General features: G+C 68.2%; 22 protein-coding genes. 8 read left to right on the top strand and 14 right to left on the bottom strand.

Going from position 1 to position 23,884, the window contains the following annotated elements:
* Positions 1-9: 9 nt before the first annotated feature.
* The 3 genes from QPK32_RS15665 to ompR all read right to left on the bottom strand — a co-directional run bounded on the left by QPK32_RS15665 (position 10) and on the right by ompR (position 2,914).
* Complete coding sequence (locus QPK32_RS15665; RefSeq protein ID WP_290413720.1) at positions 10-468, bottom strand: DUF4124 domain-containing protein; 459 nt, start codon at positions 466-468, stop codon at positions 10-12.
* Positions 469-764: 296 nt separating this feature from the next.
* A complete protein-coding gene (locus QPK32_RS15670) occupies positions 765-2,129 on the bottom strand; it encodes a sensor histidine kinase (RefSeq protein ID WP_290413721.1) in 1,365 nt (454 codons plus the stop codon).
* Between the two features lie 20 nt (positions 2,130-2,149).
* Positions 2,150-2,914, bottom strand: coding sequence for a two-component system response regulator OmpR (gene ompR, locus QPK32_RS15675; protein ID WP_290413722.1), 765 nt, complete (start codon positions 2,912-2,914; stop codon positions 2,150-2,152).
* A 327-nt stretch (positions 2,915-3,241) separates the two neighbouring features.
* On the opposite strand from ompR, the gene QPK32_RS15680 reads away from it, so the two are divergent.
* The 4 genes from QPK32_RS15680 to QPK32_RS15695 all read left to right on the top strand — a co-directional run bounded on the left by QPK32_RS15680 (position 3,242) and on the right by QPK32_RS15695 (position 8,100).
* Positions 3,242-3,508, top strand: coding sequence for a hypothetical protein (locus QPK32_RS15680; protein WP_290413723.1), 267 nt, complete (start codon positions 3,242-3,244; stop codon positions 3,506-3,508).
* Positions 3,509-3,679: 171 nt separating this feature from the next.
* On the top strand, positions 3,680-5,581 hold the full coding sequence (locus tag QPK32_RS15685) for a flagellar assembly protein A (protein ID WP_290413724.1): 1,902 nt from the start codon (positions 3,680-3,682) through the stop codon (positions 5,579-5,581).
* 85 nt (positions 5,582-5,666) lie between these two features.
* Positions 5,667-7,517 carry a M2 family metallopeptidase gene (locus QPK32_RS15690; protein WP_290413725.1) on the top strand — a complete coding sequence of 617 codons (1,851 nt, stop codon included), beginning with the start codon at positions 5,667-5,669 and terminating at the stop codon, positions 7,515-7,517.
* Between the two features lie 94 nt (positions 7,518-7,611).
* Positions 7,612-8,100, top strand: a complete 489-nt coding sequence (locus QPK32_RS15695; RefSeq protein WP_290413726.1) for a chemotaxis protein CheW — start codon at positions 7,612-7,614, stop codon at positions 8,098-8,100.
* Positions 8,101-8,200: 100 nt separating this feature from the next.
* On the opposite strand, the gene QPK32_RS15700 is transcribed toward QPK32_RS15695, so the two are convergent.
* From QPK32_RS15700 to QPK32_RS15715, 4 genes are all read right to left on the bottom strand, one after another.
* Complete coding sequence (locus QPK32_RS15700; protein ID WP_290413727.1) at positions 8,201-10,180, bottom strand: ATP-binding cassette domain-containing protein; 1,980 nt, start codon at positions 10,178-10,180, stop codon at positions 8,201-8,203.
* Between the two features lie 148 nt (positions 10,181-10,328).
* A complete protein-coding gene (gene prmB / locus QPK32_RS15705) occupies positions 10,329-11,216 on the bottom strand; it encodes a 50S ribosomal protein L3 N(5)-glutamine methyltransferase (RefSeq protein ID WP_290413728.1) in 888 nt (295 codons plus the stop codon).
* Between the two features lie 14 nt (positions 11,217-11,230).
* Positions 11,231-12,382 carry a succinyl-diaminopimelate desuccinylase gene (gene dapE / locus QPK32_RS15710; protein WP_290413729.1) on the bottom strand — a complete coding sequence of 384 codons (1,152 nt, stop codon included), beginning with the start codon at positions 12,380-12,382 and terminating at the stop codon, positions 11,231-11,233.
* Positions 12,379-12,741, bottom strand: a complete 363-nt coding sequence (locus tag QPK32_RS15715; protein ID WP_290413730.1) for an ArsC family reductase — start codon at positions 12,739-12,741, stop codon at positions 12,379-12,381. Before QPK32_RS15715 ends, dapE begins: the two co-directional genes overlap by 4 nt.
* A 179-nt stretch (positions 12,742-12,920) precedes the next feature.
* On the opposite strand from QPK32_RS15715, the gene QPK32_RS15720 reads away from it, so the two are divergent.
* Entirely contained in the window at positions 12,921-13,289 is a 369-nt protein-coding gene (locus tag QPK32_RS15720; protein WP_290413731.1) for a hypothetical protein, read from the top strand.
* 10 nt (positions 13,290-13,299) lie between these two features.
* Here QPK32_RS15720 and QPK32_RS15725 read toward each other — a convergent pair whose 3' ends face one another.
* The 3 genes from QPK32_RS15725 to dapC form a co-directional block, all read right to left on the bottom strand.
* Complete coding sequence (locus tag QPK32_RS15725; protein WP_290413732.1) at positions 13,300-14,448, bottom strand: PilT/PilU family type 4a pilus ATPase; 1,149 nt, start codon at positions 14,446-14,448, stop codon at positions 13,300-13,302.
* A gap of 126 nt (positions 14,449-14,574) precedes the next feature.
* Entirely contained in the window at positions 14,575-15,399 is an 825-nt protein-coding gene (dapD, locus tag QPK32_RS15730) for a 2,3,4,5-tetrahydropyridine-2,6-dicarboxylate N-succinyltransferase (protein ID WP_290413733.1), read from the bottom strand.
* Between the two features lie 30 nt (positions 15,400-15,429).
* Positions 15,430-16,650 (bottom strand): succinyldiaminopimelate transaminase, encoded by a 1,221-nt coding sequence (gene dapC, locus QPK32_RS15735; RefSeq protein ID WP_290413734.1) that lies wholly within the window; start codon positions 16,648-16,650, stop codon positions 15,430-15,432.
* A 157-nt stretch (positions 16,651-16,807) separates the two neighbouring features.
* Here dapC and QPK32_RS15740 point away from each other — a divergent pair, with 157 nt between their 5' ends.
* On the top strand, positions 16,808-17,557 hold the full coding sequence (locus QPK32_RS15740; protein WP_290413735.1) for a YoaK family protein: 750 nt from the start codon (positions 16,808-16,810) through the stop codon (positions 17,555-17,557).
* A gap of 108 nt (positions 17,558-17,665) precedes the next feature.
* Here QPK32_RS15740 and QPK32_RS15745 read toward each other — a convergent pair whose 3' ends face one another.
* From QPK32_RS15745 to QPK32_RS15760, 4 genes are all read right to left on the bottom strand, one after another.
* Entirely contained in the window at positions 17,666-18,754 is a 1,089-nt protein-coding gene (locus QPK32_RS15745) for an AraC family transcriptional regulator (RefSeq protein WP_290413736.1), read from the bottom strand.
* 189 nt (positions 18,755-18,943) lie between these two features.
* The gene (locus QPK32_RS15750; RefSeq protein WP_290413737.1) at positions 18,944-20,281 is read right to left on the bottom strand and encodes a diguanylate cyclase; all 1,338 of its coding nucleotides are present in this window, start codon (positions 20,279-20,281) and stop codon (positions 18,944-18,946) included.
* A gap of 232 nt (positions 20,282-20,513) precedes the next feature.
* Entirely contained in the window at positions 20,514-21,707 is a 1,194-nt protein-coding gene (locus tag QPK32_RS15755; protein ID WP_290413738.1) for a PLP-dependent aminotransferase family protein, read from the bottom strand.
* A gap of 118 nt (positions 21,708-21,825) precedes the next feature.
* The gene (locus QPK32_RS15760; protein ID WP_290413739.1) at positions 21,826-22,287 is read right to left on the bottom strand and encodes a RidA family protein; all 462 of its coding nucleotides are present in this window, start codon (positions 22,285-22,287) and stop codon (positions 21,826-21,828) included.
* 190 nt (positions 22,288-22,477) lie between these two features.
* Here QPK32_RS15760 and QPK32_RS15765 point away from each other — a divergent pair, with 190 nt between their 5' ends.
* Together QPK32_RS15765 and QPK32_RS15770 are read left to right on the top strand one after the other, a co-directional pair.
* Positions 22,478-22,819 carry a CzcE family metal-binding protein gene (locus QPK32_RS15765; RefSeq protein WP_290413740.1) on the top strand — a complete coding sequence of 114 codons (342 nt, stop codon included), beginning with the start codon at positions 22,478-22,480 and terminating at the stop codon, positions 22,817-22,819.
* 49 nt (positions 22,820-22,868) lie between these two features.
* Positions 22,869-23,801: an AraC family transcriptional regulator gene (locus tag QPK32_RS15770; RefSeq protein WP_290413741.1), complete on the top strand. Its 933-nt coding sequence runs from the start codon at positions 22,869-22,871 to the stop codon at positions 23,799-23,801.
* Positions 23,802-23,884: the final 83 nt, after the last annotated feature.

Below are 23,884 nucleotides of genomic sequence, written 5' to 3' on the forward strand. Positions count from 1 at the left end.
AGTACTGCCCTACTGAATGCCGGCCAGGCTGGCGCGCGCGCCTTCCTGCTGCAGCAGCATGCGGCGTGCCGCCTTCAGCGTGGCGACATCGCGCGCCAGCGTGGCGGGGCGGGCGCCGGCGGGACGTCTCCAGGCATCGTGGCGCAGGTCGGCCGCGGGCAGCACGTGGCGCTGCGGCGGCGCGGCCGGCGCCATGGCCGCCACGGCCGGTTCGGGCGCGGAGGAGCCGGTCGATGCCGCCAGGCCGCTGCCGCCCTGCGACCCGCTGCTGTCGACGGACAGCACGCGGCCGGTCGAGCCGGCGGGGCAGGGCTGGTCGGTGAAGGTGGCGTGGCCGCCGCCGTCGACGCACTTGACGATGTCGCCGGCCTGCGCCGGCGCCAGGGGGGCCAGAGATGCCGCCAGTGATGCTGCCAGTGCCGGCAGCGCGGCGGCGAGCCATCCCGCGAGGCTGAGTGCACGCTTCATGGTGTTCTCCTTGTTCAGGCTTCCATGCTGCGCTTCGTACCTCCGCGATTCTGTACGTTGCCACACCCTCGCCGCATGGCGGACGCGTGCGTTCCAGACTGTCCGAACAGGCCTACACGCCGACGGGATATCGATCACCCGAAGCAGCCCTTGCAAGCGCCGCGAGCGGCCCTATCTCGGTGCTGTTCCTCTCATGCTCCGGCATGGGTTTCTCTGTCTCCTCCAGGTGCGAGCTTGGACTTTGCCGCCCGGCGCAGCGATGCGCGGGCGGCTTTTTCTTTCGGGGCAGGGAGCGCCTACGGCGCGAGCGGCAGCGTGAACTGCAGCAGCAGGCCGCCGCCGTCGCGGTTGCGCACCGTCAGCTCGGCATTGTGGCGCGTGAGCACGCGCTCGACGATGGCCAGGCCCAGTCCGGAACCGTTGGCCTGGCCGCGCGCGCTGTCCAGCCGCGTGAACGGACGCAGCAGCTGCTGGATCTGGTCCTCGGGCACGCCGACGCCGCGGTCGTTGATCTCGACTACCGCGCGGCGGCCGTGGCCCGTCAGCTTCACGTGGCAGGCGATGTCGATCTCGGTGACGTCGCCGCCCGGGGTCTTGCCGTAGCGGCGCGCGTTCTCGATGACGTTGTTGATCACGCGGCGCAGGTCGACCGGGTTGCCCAGCACGACGATGTCCGCGTCGACCTCGGTGGTGGCGCGCACGTCGGGCAGGCGGGCCGCCTCGCGCGCGCAGTCCTCCAGCAGTTCGGACAGGTCGACGGTGGTGAAGGTGGCGCTTTCGGTGGGCCGCGCGAAGTCGAGGAACTGGCCGATGATGGCGTCCATCTGGGCGATGTCCGACTGGATGCCGTCGCGCGCCTCCTGCGACAGGTTCGCCATCTCGACCTCGAGCTGCATGCGCGCCAGCGGCGTGCGCAGGTCGTGCGAGATGCCGGCCAGGATGATGGCGCGGTCCTTTTCCAGCTGCTGCAGGTCGTCGACCATCTGGTTGAAGCTGCGGTTCGCCTCGATGATCTCCTGCGAGCCCTTCTCGGGCAGGGCGGCGGGGCGCTTGCCCTGGGCGATCGCGCGCGCGGCCGCCGTCAGGCGCGCCAGCGGCAGGTTGACGAGGCTCGAGATCAGCGCCGCGCCCAGCAGCGACAGCGCGCCGACCAGCGTGGCCCAGCCGACCCATTGCACGCGCGTGAGGTTGTTCAGGCGCTCGCGTTCCAGCATCAGCCAGTACTTGTCGCCGTCGATGTCGAAGCTGACCCAGAAGCCAGGCATGTCGTTGACGCGGCGCGAAAAGCGCGTGTCCGGCCCCAGCTTGCCGCGCACGATGGCGGCCAGCTCCGGCGTGAGGAAGTTGGGCGGCGGCTCCACCTTGTCGGTCGGCTCCAGCGTCAGGATGCGGATGCCTTCGTTCGACACCAGCTCGAACAGCAGTTCGCTGCGCAGGTCGGGCGCCGAGTGGGTCAGCGCGGCCTTGGTGATGGTGACGACGGAGACCAGCAGCTCGGCGGTCTGCTCGACCTGGGGCCCGCGCTGGAACACGTTGATCATGCCGATCCACGATGCCATGGACAGGGTCGTCAGCAGCGACAGCAGGAAGAAGGTGCGCCAGAACAGGCCGCTCTTGAACCAGCCGAACCGTCGTGGACGCGGCAACTGCAGCGAAGACATCGTGGGCACTTGCAATGGCACTAGCGCGGCTGGCCTTCCGGAATGAACACGTAGCCCAGGCCCCAGACGGTCTGGATGTACAGCGGGCTGGAGGGATCGGGTTCGATCAGCTTGCGCAGGCGCGAGATCTGCACGTCGAGCGAGCGGTCGAAGACTTCATATTCGCGGCCGCGCGCCAGTTCCATCAGCTTCTCGCGCGACAGCGGCTGGCGCGCATGGCGCGCGAACACCTTCAACACCGAGAATTCGCCGGTGGTCAGGGGCACGGTCTCGCCGTTCTTCTTGAGGGTGCGGGTGCCCAGGTCGAGCACGAAGTCGCCGAACTCGAAGGTCTGCGGCGTCTCGCTCGGCGCGCCGGGGATCTCGTCCGGGCCCTTGCGGCGCAGGACGGCATTGATGCGCGCCACCAGCTCGCGCGGGTTGAAGGGCTTGGGCAGGTAATCGTCGGCACCCATCTCGAGGCCGACGATGCGGTCGACGTCCTCGCCCTTCGCGGTGAGCATGATGATCGGAGTCTGGTCGCCGGCGCCGCGCAGGCGGCGGCAGATCGACAGGCCGTCCTCGCCCGGCAGCATCAGGTCCAGCACCAGCAGGTCGTAGCGTTCGCGCAGCCACAGCTTGTTCATGGCGGGGGCGCTTTCCGCCGTCACCACCTGGAATCCCTGTTCGGTCAGGTAACGGCGCAACAGGTCGCGCAGGCGCACGTCGTCGTCCACCACCATGATCTTGGCGGCGTGGCCGCCGTTCGTCCCGGCTGCGCCGGTGTTCGGGCTCGTTGCATTCATAGGGTTGTCGTTGTCAGATTAATGTCGCTATGGTAACTTCATATCGTACAGCGGACAGGCGTAACTGTTGAGGCATTACATTGTGTTACAAACTTTACCCAATTCGCCTTATGCCCTACGCGGTTTCCACATACACTGGATTCATCGATAGACCAGCGCTTCACAACACATTCTTTAAGCTTATCCCCTTAGATGGCATCGCGGAAGAGGAACACCATGTACAGTGCGTTCACCCACCAACGAGCAGAGACGAAGGCAGGCCGGCTGGCCCGCGCCGCGCGTCGCGCCGCGTTGGCGTGCGCTCTGGTGCTGGCAGCCGGTGGAGCAATGGCCCAGCAGTATGGCGAACGCCGCGACGACCAGGTCATGCAGGGCCACCGTGCCGAGCGCTTCCAGTTGCCGCCGCAGGACCGCGACAATCGCCAGGCCGATAGCCGCCAGGCCGAGTTCCGCGCCATGGAAGAGCAGCGCCGCATGCAGCAGGACCAGCAGCAGTCCGAGCGCCGCGGCGGCCGCATGACCCAGGACGAACGGCGCGACCTGCGCCGCCAGATCAACGAAGCGGGCCGCGACCTGTACCCGCGCCAGCGCTGATCCGGCACCGTGCGCCGGACGCCGGTGCATGTTGGGATAACGTCATCCCTGATTTCTTTGCAACAATAGAGTTGCCACATATTTATTTCGTGGCATCAACGTGATACGCTTGCCAGCTTCCGACCCCGGCCCCGACCCTGCCGGGTCGCCAACCCTGGACGGGAGCCCATCGTGTCCACCGAATCCGTCGTACCGGCCGCGCGCTTCGCCGCTGCCGGCGACCTGGAACATTGCATCGCGCAGCGCCCCGACGGCGTCTACGCCGACCCGAGCGTGCTCGGCACGACGTTGATCGCGGCCGTCGACGCCATCTTCCGCGCCGGCCGCTATTTCGCCGGCGTCGACTACCCCATCCTCATCAAGGCCCTGTACGGCCACGGTCCGGCGCTGCCCGTCGGCCCGGACGGCGTGCCGGTCGTGCGCATCGCCGCCGCCATCCGCCCCTTCGACCCCGTGCGCAAGGCGCTGTACCGCGCCGTCAAGATCAGCGGCGGCTGGGCCGACTACATGTTCGAGCCGGCCTGGCTGCCCGATCCCGCCGACCCCGAGGCGCCCGAGCAGCTGACGGCGCTGGACGTCGACGAATTCATCGCCGACGTCTGGACCAAGGGCGTGCGCTTCGGGATCGACGTCGACGCCGTGCGCGCCGCCATGGCCGCGGCGCATGCGGGCCGCGCCGACCGCGTGACGGTGGCGCGCCGCCTCGACCCGGTGCCCGGCGTGGATGCGCACGTCGACGAAGTCTCGCGCGACATCCACCGCAACGACGCGCCGCGCCAGCTTGCCGACGGGCGCCTCGACCTCACCAGCTTCCAGAACCGCTTCCCGCAGATCCAGGCCGGCGTGCGCCTGCTGCAGAAGATCGCGGCCACGCAGGGCGCGAACGGCTTCGAGGTCTCGGGCAGCGCGCTGCCGGCCGCGCCGGGACGCGACACCGACCTGGCGCCGTATGCGGGGCCGGGCACCATGGTCGAGCGCGGCCGCGACGGCGAATTCCTCGTCTCGACGCAGGCGGGCTTCCTGTCCGTGGATGCCAAGACCAGCCGCGTCTCGGTCGGCGACAAGATCGTCAGCCACGACGGCGTGAGCGCCCGCACCACGGGCAATCTGCAGCTGACCGGCGACTACGAGGAATTCGGCGACGTGCAGGAGATGCGCACGCTCGAAGGCGAGGGCATCGTCGTGCACGGCGACGTGTACGGCCACCTGGTCTCGCGCGGCGGCACCGTGCTGCTGCATGCGAACCTGATCGGCGGCAGCGTCGCCAACCGGCGCGGCGACATCGTCGTGCGCGGCGTCGCCTCGAACGCGGTGCTGCAGGCCGAGGAGGGCGGCGTGACATTGGAGCGGGCCGAGAACTGCGTCGTCTCGGGCACGCGCATCCGCATCGGCCATGCGATCAACTGCGAGGTGATCGGCGACGAGGTCGAGGTCGAGATCGCGGAAGGCAGCGCCGTCGCCGGCCGCCGCGTGACGATCGAGGGCACCTCGCCGCGCAAGCAGAACGAGATGCTGGTGGCCGTGCTGTGCCCGGAAGGGCCGCACATCGAGGAAGTGATCGCCGCGGTGGGCCAGCGCATGGCCCAGTTCGAGGCGCTGGCGGCGCAGCTCAAGACGCAGATGGAGGCGATGACGTCCAAGCCGGACGTGCGCCGCTACCTGATGCTGGCCTCGCGCGTGCGCAAGAACGAGATCAGCCTGTCACCCGAGCAGACCCGCCAGTTCCAGCGCATGGGCCAGGACGTGGGGCCGGCGCTGAAGGCGATCGGCGAGGTGTCGAACAAGGTCAAGGCGGCCGAGGCGCAGCAGCGCGAAGGGGCGCAGATGCTGGCGCGGCTGGAGGCGCAGCGGGTCGATGCCGCCAGCGTGTCGGCCGTCACCGTGCGCCTGGTGCAGGGCGAGACCCAGGTGCGGATCCTGGGCTACAGCCCGGCGGCGGGCAGCGCGCCGTACCGCCTCGCGCCGCGCGAGATCCGCACGCGCCTGCGCGGCCCGCAGCGCGGCGAGCTGCTGTTCGCGGGCAGCAGCGGGCAGGTGGCGTGGAACAGCGCGGATGCCCTTTCGCAGGGCTGAGCGAGCCCTTATACTCGGTGCGCGCCGCCATCGTCCTGGCGGCGCCACGACGACAACCACACACCGAGGGAACCACTTGAAGACCATGCGTCCATTCCAGCCGCGCCTGATCGCGCTGCTGGTCGCCAGCTGCGCCGCGTCCATGCCGGCCGGCGCCGCCACCAAGGCTGCCACCACCTCCACCGCCAAGCCCACCGTGGCCGAAGCCCAGCGCTTCATTGCCGACTCCGAACGCGACCTCGACCGCCTCGGCCTCGACGCCGGCCGCGCCGAATGGGTCGCCGAGAACTTCATCACGCTCGACACCGAGACGCTGACCGCCCAGGCCAACGAGCAGTACCTGGGCCTGTCCGGCGCCGTGGCGCTGAAGGCCGGCCGCTACAAGGACCTCAAGCTGCCCGCCGACGACGCGCGCAAGCTGATGCTGCTGCGCCAGAACCTGGTGCTGTCCGACGGTGCCGACCGCGCCGCCTACGCGCGCCTGGCCGCCAGCATGACGGGCGCCTACGGCAAGGCGAAATACTGCCCGCCGGCGACGGCCGGCGCGGCGCAACCCGCATGCATGCCGCTGGGCGAGCTCGAGAAGATCCTGGCCACCAGCCACGACCCCGCCAGGCTGAAGGACGCCTGGCTCGGCTGGCACGCCCAGTCGCCGGCCTACAAGGGGGACTACGCGAAGTACGTCGAGCTGTCGAACAAGGGCGCGCGCGCGATGGGCTTCGCCGACACGGGCGCGCTGTGGCGCTCGCGCTACGACATGGCCCCGGACGCCTTCGCCGCCGACATGGAGCGCCTGTGGCAGCAGGTGCGCCCGCTGTACGAGGCGCTGCACACCTACACCCGCTACAAGCTGCGCCAGGCCTACGGCCCGGCCAACGTGCCGGCCAGCGGCCCGATCCCGGCCCACCTGCTGGGCAATATGTGGGCGCAGAGCTGGGACAACCTGTACCCGCTGCTGAAACCCGCCAACGACGCCAAGGGCGAGGACCTGACGGCGCTGCTGGAAGAGCGCAAGACGACGGCCGTCGAGATGACGCGCTACGCCGAAGGCTTCTATACCTCGCTGGGCATGCGCAAGCTGCCGCAGACGTTCTGGGAGCGCTCGCTGCTGACCAAGCCGCGCGACCGCGACGTGGTCTGCCACGCCTCGGCCTGGGACCTGGACGGCAAGGACGACGTGCGCGTCAAGATGTGCATCACCCCGACGGCCGAGGACTTCCGCACCATCCACCACGAGCTGGGCCACCTGTACTACGACCTCGCGTACAGCACGCAGCCGCCGCTGTTCAAGAACGGCGCCAACGACGGCTTCCACGAAGCCATCGGCGACACCGTCGCGCTGTCGATCACGCCGGCCTACCTCAAGAAGGTCGGCCTGATGAAGACGGAGCCGGACCCGTCCCAGGACATCGGTCCGCTGCTGTACACGGCGCTGCAGAAGGTCGCCTTCATGCCCTTCGCCTACATGGTCGACAAGTGGCGCTGGCAGGTGTACAGCGGCCAGGTCAAGCCGGCCGACTACGACAAGGCCTGGTGGGCGCTGAAGGAGCAGTACCAGGGCGTGTCGCGTCCCGCGCCGCTCGCGGCCGACGGCTTCGACGCCGGCGCCAAGTTCCACGTCGCCAGCGACACCCCGTACGCGCGCTACTTCCTCGCCCACGTCCTGCAGTTCCAATTCCACCGCGCGCTGTGCCGCGAAGCCGGCGATACGGGTCCGCTGAACCGCTGCTCGATCTACGCGAACAAGAAAGCCGGCGCCAAGTTCCAGCAGATGCTGGAAATGGGCACCAGCAAGCCGTGGCCGGAAGCGCTGAAGGCGGTGACGGGCGAAGAGCGCCTGGACGCCACCGCGATGCTCGAGTACTTCGCGCCGCTCAAGGCCTGGCTGGATGCGCAGAACAAGCAGCTGGCCGTGACGGATGCGCAGCTGAAGTAATCACGACGGATCGACGGCTGCGATAGTTGACTGCAATCAACAGCGCCATCCCGTGGCGCCGTAGCATGGCAAGGTTCCGAGAAAGGACTTTGCCATGCACGATACCATCGCCTCCGCCTCCTCCTTTGCAATCGGCCAGCAGTTCCTGAGCTTCACGCTCGGCGGCCTCGAATACGGCATCGATTTCGCCAAGGTGGAGGAACTGCGCGTGCTCAAGACGCTGGAGCGCTTCACCTCGCAGGGCGAGATCGTCGGCGGCGTGGCCGTCTCGCGCGGCGTGATCATGCCGCTGGTCGACATGCGCTCCGCCTTCGGCAGCAGCCCGGATGCGCCGGACCCGCTGACCGACGTGATCATCCTGAAGCTGTCGCACTGCACGATGGGGATGGTGGTGGATGGCGTCACCGGCGTGGTGACGCTGGCGCCCGAGCAGATCGTGCCGGTGCCGGGCGCGGATGGCGGAAAGGCGGGCTACCTGATCGGCGTCGGGCAGTGCGACGGCAGGCGGCTGATCCTGGTGGATATCGACCGGCTGATGTCGGTGAAGGGCTCGGTGCTGGAGGCGGCGCGACACGTCGCCTGATACGACAGGCACAGCTCGCACGTCGCCCCTGCGCAGGCAGGGGCCTAATTTCGCGAAGGTTCACGCAACTTGGGTCCCTGCCTTCGCAGGGACGACGGTATCAGGCAGTCAACCCTTCCAACTGCTCCTGCAATTCCAGCCACTCCGTTTCCAGGTTCCCCAGGTCGCGCGTCAGGAAGGCCTGGTCCGCCACCAGGTTCTTCAATTCCTCCTTCTTGTCCGCTTCGTAGATGGCCGGGTCGAGGAGGCGCGCGTCGACCTCCGCCTTCTTCGCGTTCAGCTTGGCCATCTGCTCCTCCAGGCGCTTGATGCGGTTCTCGATCGGCTTCTTCAGCGCGGCCAGGCGCTGGCGCTCCTCGGCCTCCAGCCGCTTCTGTTCCTTGCGGTCGACGGCTGGTACGGGCGCGGCCGGCGCGGGCGCCTTGGCCTCGGTGGACGGCAGCGCGGGCGCCTCGGTGCCCTTGCCCAGCTTGGTCTGGAACAGCCAGTCCTTGTAGTCGTCCAGGTCGCCGTCGAACGGCTGCAGGCGGCCGTCGGCGACGATCACGAACTGGTCGGTGGTGGCGCGCAGCAGGTGGCGGTCGTGCGAGACCACCATCAGCGTGCCTTCGAACTGCGCCAGCGCCAGCGTCAGCGCCTCGCGCGTTTCCAGGTCCAGGTGGTTGGTCGGTTCGTCCAGCAGCAGCAGGTTGGGGCGCTGCCACACGATCAGCGCCAGCGCCAGGCGGGCTTTCTCGCCGCCGGAGAAGGGCTTGATCGGGCTGGTCACCATGTCGCCCGGGAAGTTGAAGCCGCCCAGGAAGTTGCGCAGTTCCTGCTCGCGCGTCGTCGGCGCGATCTTCTGCAAGTGCCACAGCGGCGACTCGTCGTGGCGCAGCATCTCGACCTGGTGCTGGGCGAAGTAGCCGATCACGAGGCCCTTGCCCAGCGTGGCGGTGCCGGACACGGGGTCCAGTTCCGACGCGATGGTCTTGATCAGCGTGGACTTGCCGGCGCCGTTCACGCCCAGCAGGCCGATGCGCTGGCCCGTCTGCAGCGAGAAGTTCACGCGCCGTACGATGACCTTGGCGTCGACCTTGTCTCCGTGGGCGTCCAGGACCGGGTAGCCGGCGTCGACGTCTTCCATCACCAGCAGCGGGTTCGGTGCCGACAGTGGCTCGCGGAACTCGAAGGAAAACTCCGCGGCCGCGCGCAGCGGCGCCAGTTCCTCCATCTTGGCCAGCGCCTTCATGCGGCTCTGGGCCTGGCGCGCCTTGGTGGCCTTGGCCTTGAAGCGGTCGACGAAGGATTGCAGGTGGGCGCGCGTGCGCTGCTGCTTTTCGTAGGCGGCCGCGGCCAGCACCAGGTGGGCCGCGCGCTGGCGCTCGAACGCCGAGTAGTTGCCCGAGTAGCGCTTCAGCTTGCGCTCGTCGATGTGCACGACGACGTTCACGACTTCGTCGAGGAAGTCGCGGTCGTGCGAGATCACGATGAGGGTGCCCGGATAGCGTTTCAGCCAGTCTTCCAGCCAGATAATCGCGTCCAGGTCCAGGTGGTTGGTCGGTTCGTCCAGCAGCAGCAGGTCGGAAGGGCACATCAGCGCCTGCGCCAGGTTCAGGCGCATGCGCCAGCCGCCCGAGAAGCTCGACACGGGACGCGCCATCTGTTCCAGCGTGAAGCCCAGGCCCAGCAGCAGCTGCTCCGCGCGCGACTGCACCGTGTAGGCGTCGGCGTCGGCCAGGCCGGAGTGGACCTCGCCGATGGCGATGCCGTTTTCCGTCGTGTGGGGCAGGGCTTCCAGGCGCTCCAGTTCGGCCTGCAGGCGGCGCAGGTTCACGTCGCCGTCGATCGCGTAGTCGATGGCCGGGCGGTCCAGCGCCGGGGTTTCCTGGGCCACGTAGGCCATGCGCCAGCGCGCCGGGAAGTCGATCTCGCCCTGGTCCGGGTGCAGTTCGCCGCGCAGCATCGCGAACAGGCTGGACTTGCCGGCGCCGTTGGCGCCGATCAGGCCGATCTTGTCGCCGGGATTGAGGGTGAGGTCGGCGTCTTCCAGCAGCGGCTTGGTGCCGCGCATCAGGCTGACGTTGAGGAATCGGATCATGAGAGATTTAAGCGTTATGGTGCTTCGTCATTGCCGGCATTGCCGGCAATGACTCCCTGCGCAGGCAGGGCCCCAAGTTCTGCGAACGCTGCGTTGGCGCTTGCAACATTGGGTCCCTGCCTGCGCAGGGACGACGGTGGTGGTGCATTTATTTCGTCAGCTGTTCCGCCGTCAGCAGGAACACCGCATCGTCGCCGATGCTGGTGGTCAGCCAGGTCAGGCCCAGCGCGCCGAAGGCGGCTTCCGCGTAGTCGCGCTCGTTGCCGATCTCCACCACCAGGATGCCTTCCGGCGTCAGGCGCTCGGCGGCGCCGTCGACGATCTTGCGCACCAGGTCCATGCCGTCCTCGCCGCCGGCCAGGGCGATCTGCGGTTCGCGCAGGTACTCCGGCGGCAGCTTGGCCATCGAGTCGCTGTTCACGTACGGCGGGTTGGTGACGATCAGGTCGTACTTCTTGAACGGCACGTTCTGGTACAGGTCCGATTCGATCGGGTTGACGCGGCCTTCCAGCTTGTAGTCGCGGATGTTGCGCTCGGCGACGGCCAGCGCGTCGCCCGAGATGTCGACGGCGTCGACGACGGCGTTCGGGAAGGCGTCGGCCATCATGATCGCCAGGCAGCCGGAGCCCGTGCACAGTTCGAGCACGTTCTCGACGGCGTCCGGATCGGCGACCCAGGGGCTGAAGGCGTTCGGGATCAGTTCCGCGATGAAGGAACGGGGCACCAGCACGCGCTCGTCGACGTAGAAGTGGTAGCTGCCCAGCCAGGCCTCGTTGGTGATGTAGGCGGCCGGCACGCGCTCGCTGACGCGGCGCTCGATCACGGCCAGCACCTGCAGCACTTCCTCGGGCAGCAGGCGCGCGTCCAGGAACGGGTCCAGCTTGTCGAGCGGGAGCTTGAGCGTGTGCAGGATCAGGTAGGCGGCTTCGTCGATGGCTTCGGCGCTGCCGTGGCCGAAGAACAGCTTGGCGCCGTTGAAGCGGGTGACGGCGTAGCGCAGCAGGTCGCGCGGCGTGCTAAAAGTGGTCGTGGTCATGGTATGGCCTTTGGTCATGCCGCGGACGGCGTGCTTGCCAGCAGGCGCTCGAGCGTGCGGCGGTAGATGTTCTTGAGCGGATCGATGTAGCGCACCTCGATGTGCTCGTCGATCTTGTGGATGCTGGCGTTGAGTGGCCCGAATTCTACCACCTGGGGGCAGATGCGGGCGATGAAGCGGCCGTCCGAGGTCCCGCCGGTGGTCGACAGCTCCGTCGTCACGCCCAGCTCCGCGCGGATGGAACCGCACACGGCGTCCGACAGCGTGCCCTTCGGCGTCAGGAAGGGCTCGCCGGACAGCGTCCATTGCAGGTCGTAGTCCAGGCCGTGGCGGTCCAGGATCGCATGCACGCGCGCCTGAAGGCCCTCGGCCGTGCTGGCGGTCGAGAAGCGGAAGTTGAAGTCGACCTTCAGCTCGCCCGGGATCACGTTGGTGGCGCCGGTACCGGCCGCGATGTTCGATACCTGCCAGCTGGTCGGCGGGAAGTACTCGTTGCCTTCGTCCCAGACCTCGGCGGCCAGCTCGGCCAGCGCCGGCGCGGCCTGGTGGATCGGGTTGCGCGCCAGGTGCGGGTAGGCGATGTGGCCCTGCACGCCTTTCACGACCAGGCAGCCCGACAGCGAGCCGCGGCGGCCGTTCTTGATCATGTCGCCCAGCACGTGGCTGGAGGTCGGCTCGCCGACCAGGCAATAATCGATCTTCTCGCCACGCTCTTCCAGCATCTCGCACACGACCACGGTGCCGTCCACGGCCGGGCCTTCCTCGTCGCTCGTGATCAGGAAGGCGATCGAGCCTTCATGCTGCGGGTGGGCGGCGACGAATTCCTCGGACGCGACGACCATCGCGGCGATCGAGGCCTTCATGTCGGAGGCGCCGCGGCCGTACAGCTTGCCGTCGCGGACGGTCGGCGCGAACGGCTGCGACGCCCACTGCTCGACGGGGCCGGACGGCACCACGTCGGTATGGCCGGCGAACACGAACACGGGGGAGGCCGTGCCGCGCCGCGCCCACAGATTGGTCACGCCGTTCGATTCGATGGTCTCGCACACGAAGCCCAGCGGGGACAGCAAGTCGATCAGGCGCTGCTGGCAGCCCTTGTCGTGCGGGGTGACGGAGTCGAGCGCGATCAGCTCTTCGGTCAGCAACTGGGTACGCGATGCCTTCATGCCTTGCCGCTCCCGAACATGGCCCCGTACTGCGCGTCCGAGAAGCCGACCGACAAGGGGCCTGCGCCTTCCAGTACCGGGCGCTTGATGACGGACGGGTTTTCCAGCATCAGTTCGAGGGCGCTGGCCTTGTCGACGACTTGCGCGCGGCGCTCGTCGGACAGCTTGCGCCATGTCGTGCCCTTGCGGTTCACCATGACCTCCCAATCGGCCTGCTCGAGCCAGGACGCGACGGTGGCGCGGTCCAGGCCCTGTTTCTTGAAGTCGTGGAAGGCGAAGTCCTGGCCATGGTCGGCCAGCCAGGTGCGTGCTTTTTTGACGGTGTCGCAGTTGGGAATACCGTAGAGGGTCTTTTTCATTGGCGAAAGTACTGGGCCGGCCGTGGCCGGCGGGTGTTGCGGTTCGGGAAGCCGCGAAGGATAGCACAGGCCGCCTACTGGGACAGGCTCTTAGTGTAGCAATCGCCGCGGGGGCGCGCCGCGCCGAACCAATCGCGCGGCGGCCGGTCAGATGTATTGTCGAGTCCCGAGGAGTGATCATGCGACGCATCGCGATGGGTTTACTCTGCTGCACGTTCGTGGCGCTGCCCGGCCTTGCCGACGCCGCCAAGGTAAGAATCAATTGCTCGCCCCGCACGCTGGTCCCGCTACAGGGCTGGTCCGGCATCGCCGGCACCTACGAGCTGTCCAATGGCGACACGCTGCGCGTGACCCGCTCCGGCATCCGCTACCACGCCGAGATGGCCCGCACCGGCAGCGTCGAGATCGTGCCGCTGAGCGACCACGACTTCGCCGAACGGGGCGGCCCGCTGCGCTTCGTCTTCGACCGTGGCCTGGGCGAGCCCGACGTCACGGTGCGCGGGCTGGATGCGCAGCGCCCCGTCACGCCGCTTTGTCCGCCGCGCTAGCGCTACGAGACTAGTTGTCCAGTGTAAATTCGGTGAACGAGGGGCCCGGCGGCGGCTCGGCGGGCTTGGCCGGGGCTTCCTCCTTCTTCGGGCTGCCCGCCGGCCCGTTGTTGATGAGCCAGAGCAAATTCGTCGCCGAGTCGGCATTCGCCAGCGCCTCGTCCTGGGTGACGAGGCCGGCCTGTACCAGGTCCAGCAGCGCCCGCTCGAACGATTGCGAGCCGGGCGACAGGCTGTTGTCGATCGCTTCGCGGATCTGGCCGATGTCGCCTTTTTCGATCAGGTCGGCCACGTAGCGGGTGTTGACCATGACCTCGACGGCCGGCTGGCGCGGGCCGCCCGCCTTGGCGCGCACCAGGCGTTGCGACACGATCGCCTTGACGGTCGAGGACAGGTCCTGCAGCAGGGCCGGGCGGTTCTCGATCGGGTAGAAGCTGATGATGCGGTTCAGCGCGTTGTAGCTGTTGTTCGCGTGCAGCGTGGCCAGCACCAGGTGGCCGGACTGGGCATAGGCGAGGGCGGCCGCCATCGTGTCCTTGTCGCGGATCTCGCCGATCAGGATGCAGTCGGGCGCCTGGCGCAGGGAATTGCGCAGGGCGACGTCGAAGCTGGCGGCGTCGCTGCCGATCTCGCGCTGGTTGACGATCGCCTTCTTGTTCTTGAACAGGTACTCGATCGGGTCTTCCAGCGTCAGGATGTGGCCGGACCGCTGTTCGTTGCGGTAGTCCAGCATCGAGGCGATGGTCGTCGACTTGCCGGAGCCGGTGGCGCCCACGATCAGCAGCAGGCCGCGCTTTTCCATGATCAGGTCGGACAGCACGGGCGGCAGGCCCAGCTCGGCGAGCGGCGGGATGCTGGCCGGGATGAAGCGGAACACGGCCGAGATGGTGCCGCGCTGGCGGAAGGCGGACAGGCGGAAACGGCCGAGATTGGCGACCGAGATGCCCATATTGAGTTCGTTGTCGCGTGCCAGCTCGGCCATCTGCTCGGGCGTGGCGACTTCGGACAGCAGCGAGTGGATATTGTCCGGTTCCAGCTTGTGCTGGTTGATCGGGATGAGGTTGCCGTTGATCTTGATGTGTACAGGAGAATTGACCGCGAAGAATATGTCGGACGCGTTCTTTTCCTTCATCAATTGGAACAGGCGTTCCATGGCCATGGCCTTGTCTCCCTGGTAGGGGTCGGAGATACGTAGGGTGGACGGCTTTGCCGTCCACGCGTTCCGCACACGCTGGTTGGACGCGTGGACGGCAAGCCGTCCACCCTACCGGGTGCCGTCGGCTGATTACACGCCGCGCAGCAGCTCGTTGATACCCGTCTTGGCGCGCGTCTGCGCATCGACGCGCTTGACGATGACGGCGCAGTACAGGCTGTACTTGCCGTCGGCCGACGGCAGGCTGCCCGACACGACCACGGAGCCCGACGGCACGCGGCCGTAGGTGACTTCGCCCGTTTCGCGGTTGTAGATCTTGGTCGACTGGCCGATGTACACGCCCATCGAGATCACGGAGTTCTCCTCGACGATCACGCCTTCGACGATTTCCGAACGGGCGCCGATGAAGCAGTTGTCTTCGATGATGGTCGGGTTGGCCTGCATCGGTTCCAGCACGCCGCCGATGCCGACGCCGCCCGACAGGTGCACGTTCTTGCCGATCTGGGCGCAGGAGCCGACGGTGGCCCAGGTGTCGACCATGGTGCCTTCGTCGACGTAGGCGCCGATGTTCACGTAGGACGGCATCAGCACGACGTTCTTGCCGATGAAGGAACCGCGGCGGGCCACGGCCGGCGGCACCACGCGGAAACCGCCCTTGGCGAAGTCGTCGGCGCTGTAGTTGGCGAACTTGGTCGGCACCTTGTCGTAGAACTGCATGCCGCCGCCTTCGACCGGCACGTTGTTCTCGAGGCGGAACGACAGCAGGACGGCCTTCTTGATCCACTGGTTCACCACCCAGGTGCCGGTATCCTTCTGCGCCACGCGCAGGCTGCCGTCGTCGAGGCCGGCAAGGACGTGGGCAACGGCGTCGCGCACTTCGGCGCTGGCGTTGTTCGGGCTGATCTCGGCGCGCTGTTCCCAGGCGGTCTCGATGATGGTCTGCAGTTGTTGGGTCATGGTGGTTGTACTCTACGTATGTGAATCTGTTCAGGATGCCTTGAGGCCTTTGCAGAACTGGACGATGCGGTTCGCCGCTTCCAGTCCCTCGTCCACCTCGGCGACGAGCGCCATGCGGATGCGGTTGCTGCCAGGATTGATACCGTGCGCGTCGCGCGCCAGGTAACTGCCGGGCAAAACCGTGACATTATATTCGGCGTACAGGCGGCGTGCGAACTCCGTGTCCGACAGGCCGCTCCTGCGCACGTCGGCCCACAGGTAGAAACCGGCGTCGGGCAGTTCCACGTCCATCACCTGCTTGAGCAGCGGGGTGATCAGGTTGAATTTTTCCTTGTACAGATTGCGGTTGTCCTGCACGTGGGTCTCGTCGCCCCACGCCGCGATGGACGCCGCCTGCACGGGCGGCGGCATGGCGCCGCCGGAATAGGTGCGGTACAACAGGAATTTCTTCATCAGTTCCGGGTCGCCGGCGACGAAGCCCGAGCGCATGCCCGGCACGTTCGAGCGCTTGGACAGGCTCGAGAACACGATCAGGTTCGCATACGGGCGCTCGCCCCCGCTGCGGCCGAGCTGGTGCGCCGCTTCCAGCGCGCCCAGCGGCGGCGTGGCGCCGAAATAGATCTCGGAATAGCACTCGTCGGAGGCGATGACGAAGCCGTGGCGGTCGGCCAGCTCGAACAGCGTGCGCCAGTCGTCCAGCGACAGCACGGCGCCGGTCGGGTTGCCCGGCGAGCACAGGTACAGGAGCTGCACGCGCGCCCACACCTCGTCCGGCACGCTGCCGTAGTCGGGGGCGAAGTTGCGCGCCGGCTCCGAGTTCACGAAATACGGCTCGGCGCCGGCCAGGTAGGCCGCGCCTTCGTAGATCTGGTAGAACGGGTTCGGGCACATCACCAGCGCGCCCGGCTTGCTCCCATCGACCACGCACTGGGCGATGGCGAACAGCGCCTCGCGCGAGCCGTTCACCGGCAGCACCATCGTGGCCGGATCGATCGGCGGCACGCCGTAGCGGCGCTCCAGCCAGCCGGCGATCGCGGCACGGAGTGGCTCGCCGCCATGCGTGCTCGGATAGTTGGCCAGGCCCGCGATACCGTGCGTCAGCGCCTTCTGGATGAACGCGGGCGTCGGATGCTTGGGTTCGCCGATGCCGAGGCTGATGGGCGCATGGCCGGGATGCGGCGTGACGCCGGCGAACAGTTGGCGCAGTTTTTCGAACGGGTAGGGATGCAGTCTGTCGAGATGTGGATTCACGGCGTGATGGAAACATTGTTCTTGGGTGAAGATCCATTATAGCCACGCCGCGCGGCTCCCGCGCATCATTGCTCGGCGGCCCGGCTCGCCAGTCTTTTCCGCTTGCCGTAGTATTGACGGTGGGAACACTTCGCGGGAATCCATCCCGAGCGCCTTCATGCCGATCGCCTACATCCGTGCCCTGACCAGCCATGCGCGCAGCCCGCGCGCCAACCGCCACCTCGGCTGCGCGCTGGCCTTCGTGGCCGGCGCCATCAACGCCGGCGGCTTCCTGGCGGTGCGCCAGTACACCTCGCACATGACGGGCATCGTGTCGGCGGCCGCGGACCGGCTGGCGTTGGGCGCCGGCGGCCTGGCCCTGGATGCGCTGGGCGCCTTGCTGTGCTTCCTGCTGGGCGCGGCCTGCACGGCGGTCATGGTCAACCACGCGCGCCGCCATGCGCTGGCCAGCGAATACGCGCTGCCGCTGCTGCTCGAGGCCGCGCTGCTGCTGGTGTTCGGCATGCTGGGCGCGCGCCTGGCCGCCATCGACGGCCTCTTCGTGCCGGCCACGGTGATGCTGCTGTGCTTCATGATGGGGCTGCAGAACGCGCTGGTGACCAAGCTGTCGCAGGCCGAGATCCGCACCACCCACATGACGGGCATCGTCACCGACCTGGGCATCGAGCTGGGCAAGCTGGCCTACTGGAACCGCGACGCGCTGCGGCCGAAGGTCGCGGCCGACCACGCCCGCCTGCGCCTGCTGGCGCTGCTCCTGCTGTGCTTCTTCGCCGGCGGCGTGGGCGGCGCCATCGGCTTCGCGCACGTGGGTTACCTGGCGACGGTGCCGCTGGCATTGTTCCTGTGCGTGCTGGCGATCGTGCCGGCGCTGGACGACCTGGGCTTACTGGCGCGGCGCGTGCGCTGACGCCGTCTTCCTGCCTGCACCGTCGTCCCGGCGCAGGCCGGGACCCAAGGTCGCGCAGTAGTAACGCCCGCAAGATTGGGCCCCCGCCTGCGCGGGGGCGACGGTTTTTCAGCAGCGATTCATCCGCTGCCGCTCCCGCCACGCCCCCGGATTCACGCCGCCCGACCACTCCCTGAACGCATGCGTGAACGCGCTCTGCTCCTGGTAGCCCAGCAGGAAGGCGATGTCGACCAGCGACAGCCCGTCCTGGCGCAGGTAGTCCAGCGCCAGCGCGTGGCGCACGCCGTCCAGCACCTGCTGGAAGCTGGCGCCGGCGTCGGCCAGCTTGCGCTGCAGCGTGCGCGCCGACGTGCCCATGTCGGCCGCGACGTTCGCCAGCCGCACCGGTTCGGGCGCCAGCGCGCGCGCCAGGTCGGGACTCAGGCGGCGCAGCACGGCCTCGTGCACCTCGCCGACGACGCCGTGGCGGGCGCGTTCGCGCAGCAGGCGCTCGGCGTGCTCGCGCAGGACGGGGAACAGGCCGGGGTCGGCGTTCGGCACGGGAATGGCGAGGATGGCCGCCTCGAAGGCCGCCGTGTTGGCGCCGGCGCCGAAGCGCGGCGCCACGCCCAGCACGCGCTCGTACTCGGCCGGGTCGGCATCGCTGTCGTGGGCGAAGCGGACTTCGCGCGGCGCCAGCGGACGGCCGGCCAGCCAGCAGCCGAAGATGCGGATGCCGGCGAACACGCTTTCCACGAGGTGCCGGCTTGCGTTCGGGTAGGCCGTCAGCCAGGTGTAGCGGGCGGTGTCCCCGTCCAGCGCCAGTTGCGAGCGGCCCAGGTCGTGCGCCAGCTGTTCGTAGCGCTGCGTCAGCTCGAAGGCCTGGCCCAGGTGCTGGCAGGCCATCAGCACGACGCCGTGCACGCTGTAGGTGCCGGGGCGCACGCGTTCGCCCACGTGCAGGCCGAAGTGCGGATCGTTGCCCAGGCGCGCGCCGGCGTCCAGCAGCGCGATGTATTCGTGCGCCGCCAGCGACTCGGGCAAGGAGCCGGGATCGGCGAGGGGCAGCGCCGGCAGCGTGTCCGGCGCCAGGCCGGCGGCGGCGCCGAGGGCCGCCGCATCGATGCCGCGTTCGGCCGCGGTTTCGAGCAGGGGGAGCAGGTAGGCGCCGGTGACGCGCGGCGTGGCGGCTGGCAGGTTGGAGCAAACGCTTGGCATGAATCCGCAATACGAGAATCGGTAGTTTTTATTATGCTGAAGCGCCCCACGGTCCGATTGCCCGCGTTGCGCGGCCGTCGCAATGTGTTTACTAAACGGCGCAGCGTCGTGGCCAGTATAACGGCAAACGGGCAGGGCGGACATGGCCGCGGCCCCCCCGCGGCCCCCTGCTACCTGCCGCGACGGGTTTCAGTACAGCGCCGCGTCCTTCACCGCATCCCAGGCGGCGCCGGCGATCGCCGTCTCGACCCGGTTGCGGCCCGCGGCCTTGGCCGCGTACATGGCCCGGTCGGCGCACACGAACAGGTGCTCGATCTGGTCCAGCTGGGTCGGCACGATGGTCGCCACGCCGACCGAGACGGTCAGCCACGGCGAGGTCTGGGAGCGCGGGTTCGGCACCTCCAGCGCTTCCACCGCGGCGCGGATCTTCTCGGCGAGCAGCGTGGCGCCCTCGAGCGGGGTGTCGGCGAACAGCAGCACGAATTCCTCGCCGCCGTAGCGCGCCGCCAGGTCGGTCGGACGCAGCGCGTGTTCCTGCAGCGCCTGCGCGACCTTCTGCAGGCAGACGTCGCCCGTCGCGTGGCCGAGCGTGTCGTTGTACAGCTTGAAGTGGTCGACGTCGAGCACGACGAGCGACAGCGGCTGGCTGCTGCGGATCGCGCGCTGCCATTCCTTTTCCAGGAAGGCGTCGAAGTGGCGCCGGTTGGCGATCTTGGTCAGCGGGTCGACCATGGCGGCGCGCTGCAGCGCGTCTTCCGACTGCTTGTGGTGCGAGATGTCGTGCAGCAGGGCGACGAACAGCCCGTCGGCCGCATGCATCGGCGTCATGGTCAGGTCCATCGCGCGCAGGCCGCCGTCGCGGTGGCGGATCTGCACTTCGCGCGTGCCGCTGCCGCCCATCGCCTCCAGCGAGGCGCAATTCCCCACGTCGGGCGCGTCGGCCAGCAGGTCGGCCAGCGAGCGGCCCACCAGGTCTTCCGGCGTGTAGCCCAGGTAGCGGTCGCAAGCCGGGTTGGCATACTGCACGCGGCCGCAGCGCTCCAGGATCAGCAGGCCCTGGTCCATGCTGTTGACGATCATGCGCAGGCGGTCGGCCTGGGCGGTCTGGGTCTCGCTGCTGCTGCGCAGGCGCAGCTGGGCGCGCACGCGCGCGCACACTTCCTCCATGCGCAGGGGCTTGGGAATGTAGTCGGCCGCGCCGATGTCGAAGCCGGCCACGATGTCCTCGGTCTCGCCGCGCGCGCTCATGAAGATCACCGGAATGCGCGCCGTGGCCGGATTGGCCTTCAGGCGGCGGCAAGTCTCCAGCCCGTCGATGCCGGGCATGACGACGTCCAGCAGCACCAGGTCGGGCTTGATGCGCTGGGCGATGTCGAGCGCGCGGTCGCCGGACGTGGCCACGAAGGTCTGGTAACCCTGGCGCAGCATCATCGTGCGCAGTAACCCCAGGTTGTCGGGCGCGTCGTCGACGATGAGGATGGCAGGCTTGCGCAGGTCGGCCAGGGGGGCGATGGCGAGATTGGTCATACTGTGCCTTGTCAGGGCTGCAGGGATGAGGGAGCGTGCGAAATCATACACCCCGCATCTTAAGATTGCGCAATTAATCGTTTGACGATTGGAAAACTTTGTGACTTTTGTACAACCGACAATTGTTCACTGATTTGAACAAATGTCGAAACCGGTAGTTACATTGCCGGCGGGGAGGGCGGCGCGGGCCGGGCGGCCCGCGCGCGGGGATGTTGCGTGGCTGGCCAGGCGATTACAGCTGCGACTTGATGATCTGGCCCAGGGTCGCGATGCCTTCGCGGATGCGTTCCGGCGGCACGGTCACGAAGGACAGGCGCAGCGTGTTGGAGGCCGGCTCGTTGGCGTAGAACGGCGCGCCCGGCACGAAGGCGACGCGCGCGGCCAGCGCCTGTTCGAGCAGCTTGGTGGCGTCGAGCTGCTTGGGCAGCTTGACCCAGATGAACATGCCGCCTTCCGGACGGGTCCAGGTCACGCTGTCCGGGAAGTGCTCGTCGAGCGCGTCCAGCATCACCTGGCACTGGTTGGCGTACAGGGTGCGGATGGTCGGGATGTGGCGGTCCAGGAAACCGTCCTTGACGACTTCGTGCACGACCATCTGGGTCAGCTGGGCGGTGTGCAGGTCGGCCGCCTGCTTGGCCAGCTCAAGGCGGCGCACCAGCGGCAGCGGGGCGCAGACGTAGCCCAGGCGAATGCCCGGGGTCAGCACCTTCGAGAACGAGCCCATGTAGATGACGCCGTCCGGGTTCATCGACACCATGCGCGGCATCGGCTCGCCCTTGTACGACAGGGCGCCGTACGGGTCGTCCTCGATCAGCGGCAGGCCCAGGCGGGCGCAGGTCTCGACCAGTTCCTGGCGGCGCGCCAGCGACAGCGAGCGGCCGGTCGGGTTCTGGAAGTTGGGCAGCGAGTACAGCAGGCGGGCGCCGTCGGCCAGGCCGGCGATCGAAGACGGCACCAGGCCGTCGTCGTCGGTCTCGACCGAGCGGAATTCCGGACGGTAGACGGAGAACGCCTGCAGCGCGCCCAGGTAGCTCGGGGTCTCGACCAGCACCGGGCTGCCTTCGTCGACCAGCACCTTGCCCAGCAGGTCCAGCGCCTGCTGCGAGCCGGACACCATCAGGATCTGTTCCGGCAGGATCTTCGTGCCTTCCGTGGACAGGGAATTCGCAATCCACTCGCGCAGCGGGGCGTAGCCGTCGGTCGGGCCGTATTGCAGGGCCTGCTTGCCGGTCTCGGTCAGCACCTTGTCATAGGCCGCCTTCATGACGTCGACCGGGAAGGTGGCGGGCGAGGGCAGGCCGCCGGCGAAGGAAATGATTTCCGGACGCTGGGTGATTTTCAGGATCTCGCGGATCGCCGAGCTTTGCAGCTGCTGCGCGCGTTCCGAAAACTGCCACTGGATGGGATTGGGATTTTCGATTTTCATACTGGTCTCACAGGAAGGACGGCGTTGGTGCGTCGGCCATTATAAAGCACGCCGGGTAGGCCGCTTTTAATAATAGAGCCCGCCTGGTGGGCAGGCCCCGTCGGGTACTGCGTGAAGCTTAAGCGATTTCCGCGATCAATTCGATTTCCACGCAGGTGCCGCGCGGCAGCGACGCAACGCCGAAGGCGGAGCGGGCGTGCTTGCCGGCCTCGCCGAACACTTCGCCGATCAGTTCCGAGGCGCCGTTGGTGACCAGGTGCTGTTCGTTGTATTCCGGGGTCGAGGCGACCAGGCTCATCACCTTGACGATGCGCTTGACGCGGTTCAGGTCGCCGCCGCAGGCTTCCTGCAGCGTGCCGATCAGGTCGATCGCGACGGAGCGCGCCGCGGCCTGGCCGTCGGCCGTGGTCTTGTCCTTGCCCAGGATGCCCACCGTGGGCGAACCGTCGGCGTTCTTGGCGATGTGGCCGGAGATGAAGACCAGGTTGCCGGTCTGCACGTACATGACGTAGGCGGCGGCCGGGGTCGCCGGCGCGGCCAGGGTGATGTTCAGTTCTTTGAGTTTGTCGTAGACGGACATGGGTTCCCCAGGTTGCTTGAAAAGAGCCGGTATTGTACGACGCCGCGGCGCGCGAATGAGACGGCGCGGCAGTTTATTGAGCCAGGCAGGCATGGCCGCCAAAGTCTTGCCTTCATACACTATCTCTACCGCAACGCCACTGACGAGCAGCGGCGCACGGATCCCGTCCAACCACCACAAGAGAGATATCATGAACACACTGCGCTCCTTTTCCCTGACCGGCCTGGTCCTCGCTTCCACCCTGTTCGCCGGCGCCGTCCAGGCCGCCGACCAGCATGACGCCGCCTGGTACGGCGTCGCCGCGCCGGACCACACGGCCCAGCGCAAGATCGAGATCAAGGCCGACACCCGCTGGGTCAACGTCACCAATGGCGAGACCGTCACCTTCGTCGCCGACGGCCAGCGCTTCACCTTCCACTTCCAGACGTATCCGACCACGCAGGTCGTCGACCTGGCGACCCTCGCCCCGGCCGGCGTGAGCATCAAGCCGGTGCGCGTGTACGTCGCGGAGTCGCCGGAGAACCGCGGATGAGCGGACGGGCACCCCTGCCTTTCTTCGACACGCGCGTCCATCGCCACCGATGGACGCGCTGAGCCATTTCCTGGCGCTGTACGCGCCCAGCGGCAGCCTGGACGTGCGCTGCCACCTCAACGCCCCCTGGGAACTCGAGCACCAGCGCGAAGCCGCCGGCGTCGCCACCTACCACGTGGTCGTCGCCGGCGAGGCGCGCCTCGACATGGCGGGCCATCCTTCCGTCCTGCTGCACGCGGGCGACATCGTCGTCTTCCCGCGCGGGAGCGCGCACCGCCTGCGCGCCGGGACGGGCGCGGGAGCGGAACCGGCCGCGCCGGCGCCGCGCGACGTGCCCAACGCCGGCCTTCCCGTGCGCGTGAAAGCCAATGGCGGCGACGGCGCCTCCTGCGACATCCTGTGCGGTCGCTTCGTGTTCGACGACGCGGCCGGACAGGCGTTGCTGGCCGCGCTGCCGGAGATGCTGCTGGTGCGCAGCGCCGACAAGGCGGAATTCTGCGACCTGCGCGCGCTCATCGCGATGCTGCGCCGCGAGACCGGGACCATGCGTCCCGGGGGCGCGGTGCTGGTGTCGCAGCTGTCGTCCGTGCTGTTCGGCCTCCTGATCCGCGCCTGGACCGACGAGACGCACGCGCTGCAAGGCATGCTCGGCGCGCTCGCCGAGCGCCGCCTGCAGCCGGCCCTGCTGGGCATGTTCGCCGAGCCGGCGCGCCAGTGGACGCTGGAAGACATGGCGCGCGCCTGCCACATGTCGCGCGCCACCTTCGTGCGCCTGTTCCACCAGGCCAGCGGCACCAGCGCGGCCCTGATGCTGCTGCAGATCCGCATGGCCAATGCCGCGCGCTGGCTGGCGCGCGGCGGGCGCTCGATCGCCGCCGTCGCGCTGGCGGCCGGCTACCAGTCCGACGCCGCATTCGCGCGCGCCTTCAAGAAGCATTTCGGCGTCGGCCCCGGCGCTTACCGGCGCACACCGCAGGCCTGAGACTGCGCTCCATCGTTCCGCTGTCCCATTCCATCAAAGGAAAACGCCGGCCGCACCCCACGGGATGCGGCCGGCGCACCGTC

This window comes from Massilia sp. YIM B02763, assembly GCF_030412015.1.
Taxonomy (GTDB): domain Bacteria; phylum Pseudomonadota; class Gammaproteobacteria; order Burkholderiales; family Burkholderiaceae_D; genus Telluria.

Bases quoted from the DNA above. Each gene is read 5' to 3' on its own strand.
- QPK32_RS15665 (WP_290413720.1), bottom strand. From the start codon at position 468: ATGAAGCGTGCACTCAGCCTCGCGGGATGGCTCGCCGCCGCGCTGCCG.
- QPK32_RS15670 (WP_290413721.1), bottom strand. From the start codon at position 2,129: ATGTCTTCGCTGCAGTTGCCGCGTCCACGACGGTTCGGCTGGTTCAAG.
- ompR (WP_290413722.1), bottom strand. From the start codon at position 2,914: ATGAATGCAACGAGCCCGAACACCGGCGCAGCCGGGACGAACGGCGGC.
- QPK32_RS15680 (WP_290413723.1), top strand. From the start codon at position 3,242: ATGGCCCAGCAGTATGGCGAACGCCGCGACGACCAGGTCATGCAGGGC.
- QPK32_RS15690 (WP_290413725.1), top strand. From the start codon at position 5,667: ATGCGTCCATTCCAGCCGCGCCTGATCGCGCTGCTGGTCGCCAGCTGC.
- QPK32_RS15695 (WP_290413726.1), top strand. From the start codon at position 7,612: ATGCACGATACCATCGCCTCCGCCTCCTCCTTTGCAATCGGCCAGCAG.
- QPK32_RS15700 (WP_290413727.1), bottom strand. From the start codon at position 10,180: ATGATCCGATTCCTCAACGTCAGCCTGATGCGCGGCACCAAGCCGCTG.
- prmB (WP_290413728.1), bottom strand. From the start codon at position 11,216: ATGACCACGACCACTTTTAGCACGCCGCGCGACCTGCTGCGCTACGCC.
- dapE (WP_290413729.1), bottom strand. From the start codon at position 12,382: ATGAAGGCATCGCGTACCCAGTTGCTGACCGAAGAGCTGATCGCGCTC.
- QPK32_RS15715 (WP_290413730.1), bottom strand. From the start codon at position 12,741: ATGAAAAAGACCCTCTACGGTATTCCCAACTGCGACACCGTCAAAAAA.
- QPK32_RS15720 (WP_290413731.1), top strand. From the start codon at position 12,921: ATGCGACGCATCGCGATGGGTTTACTCTGCTGCACGTTCGTGGCGCTG.
- QPK32_RS15725 (WP_290413732.1), bottom strand. From the start codon at position 14,448: ATGGCCATGGAACGCCTGTTCCAATTGATGAAGGAAAAGAACGCGTCC.
- dapD (WP_290413733.1), bottom strand. From the start codon at position 15,399: ATGACCCAACAACTGCAGACCATCATCGAGACCGCCTGGGAACAGCGC.
- QPK32_RS15740 (WP_290413735.1), top strand. From the start codon at position 16,808: ATGCCGATCGCCTACATCCGTGCCCTGACCAGCCATGCGCGCAGCCCG.
- QPK32_RS15745 (WP_290413736.1), bottom strand. From the start codon at position 18,754: ATGCCAAGCGTTTGCTCCAACCTGCCAGCCGCCACGCCGCGCGTCACC.
- QPK32_RS15750 (WP_290413737.1), bottom strand. From the start codon at position 20,281: ATGACCAATCTCGCCATCGCCCCCCTGGCCGACCTGCGCAAGCCTGCC.
- QPK32_RS15755 (WP_290413738.1), bottom strand. From the start codon at position 21,707: ATGAAAATCGAAAATCCCAATCCCATCCAGTGGCAGTTTTCGGAACGC.
- QPK32_RS15760 (WP_290413739.1), bottom strand. From the start codon at position 22,287: ATGTCCGTCTACGACAAACTCAAAGAACTGAACATCACCCTGGCCGCG.
- QPK32_RS15765 (WP_290413740.1), top strand. From the start codon at position 22,478: ATGAACACACTGCGCTCCTTTTCCCTGACCGGCCTGGTCCTCGCTTCC.
- QPK32_RS15770 (WP_290413741.1), top strand. From the start codon at position 22,869: ATGGACGCGCTGAGCCATTTCCTGGCGCTGTACGCGCCCAGCGGCAGC.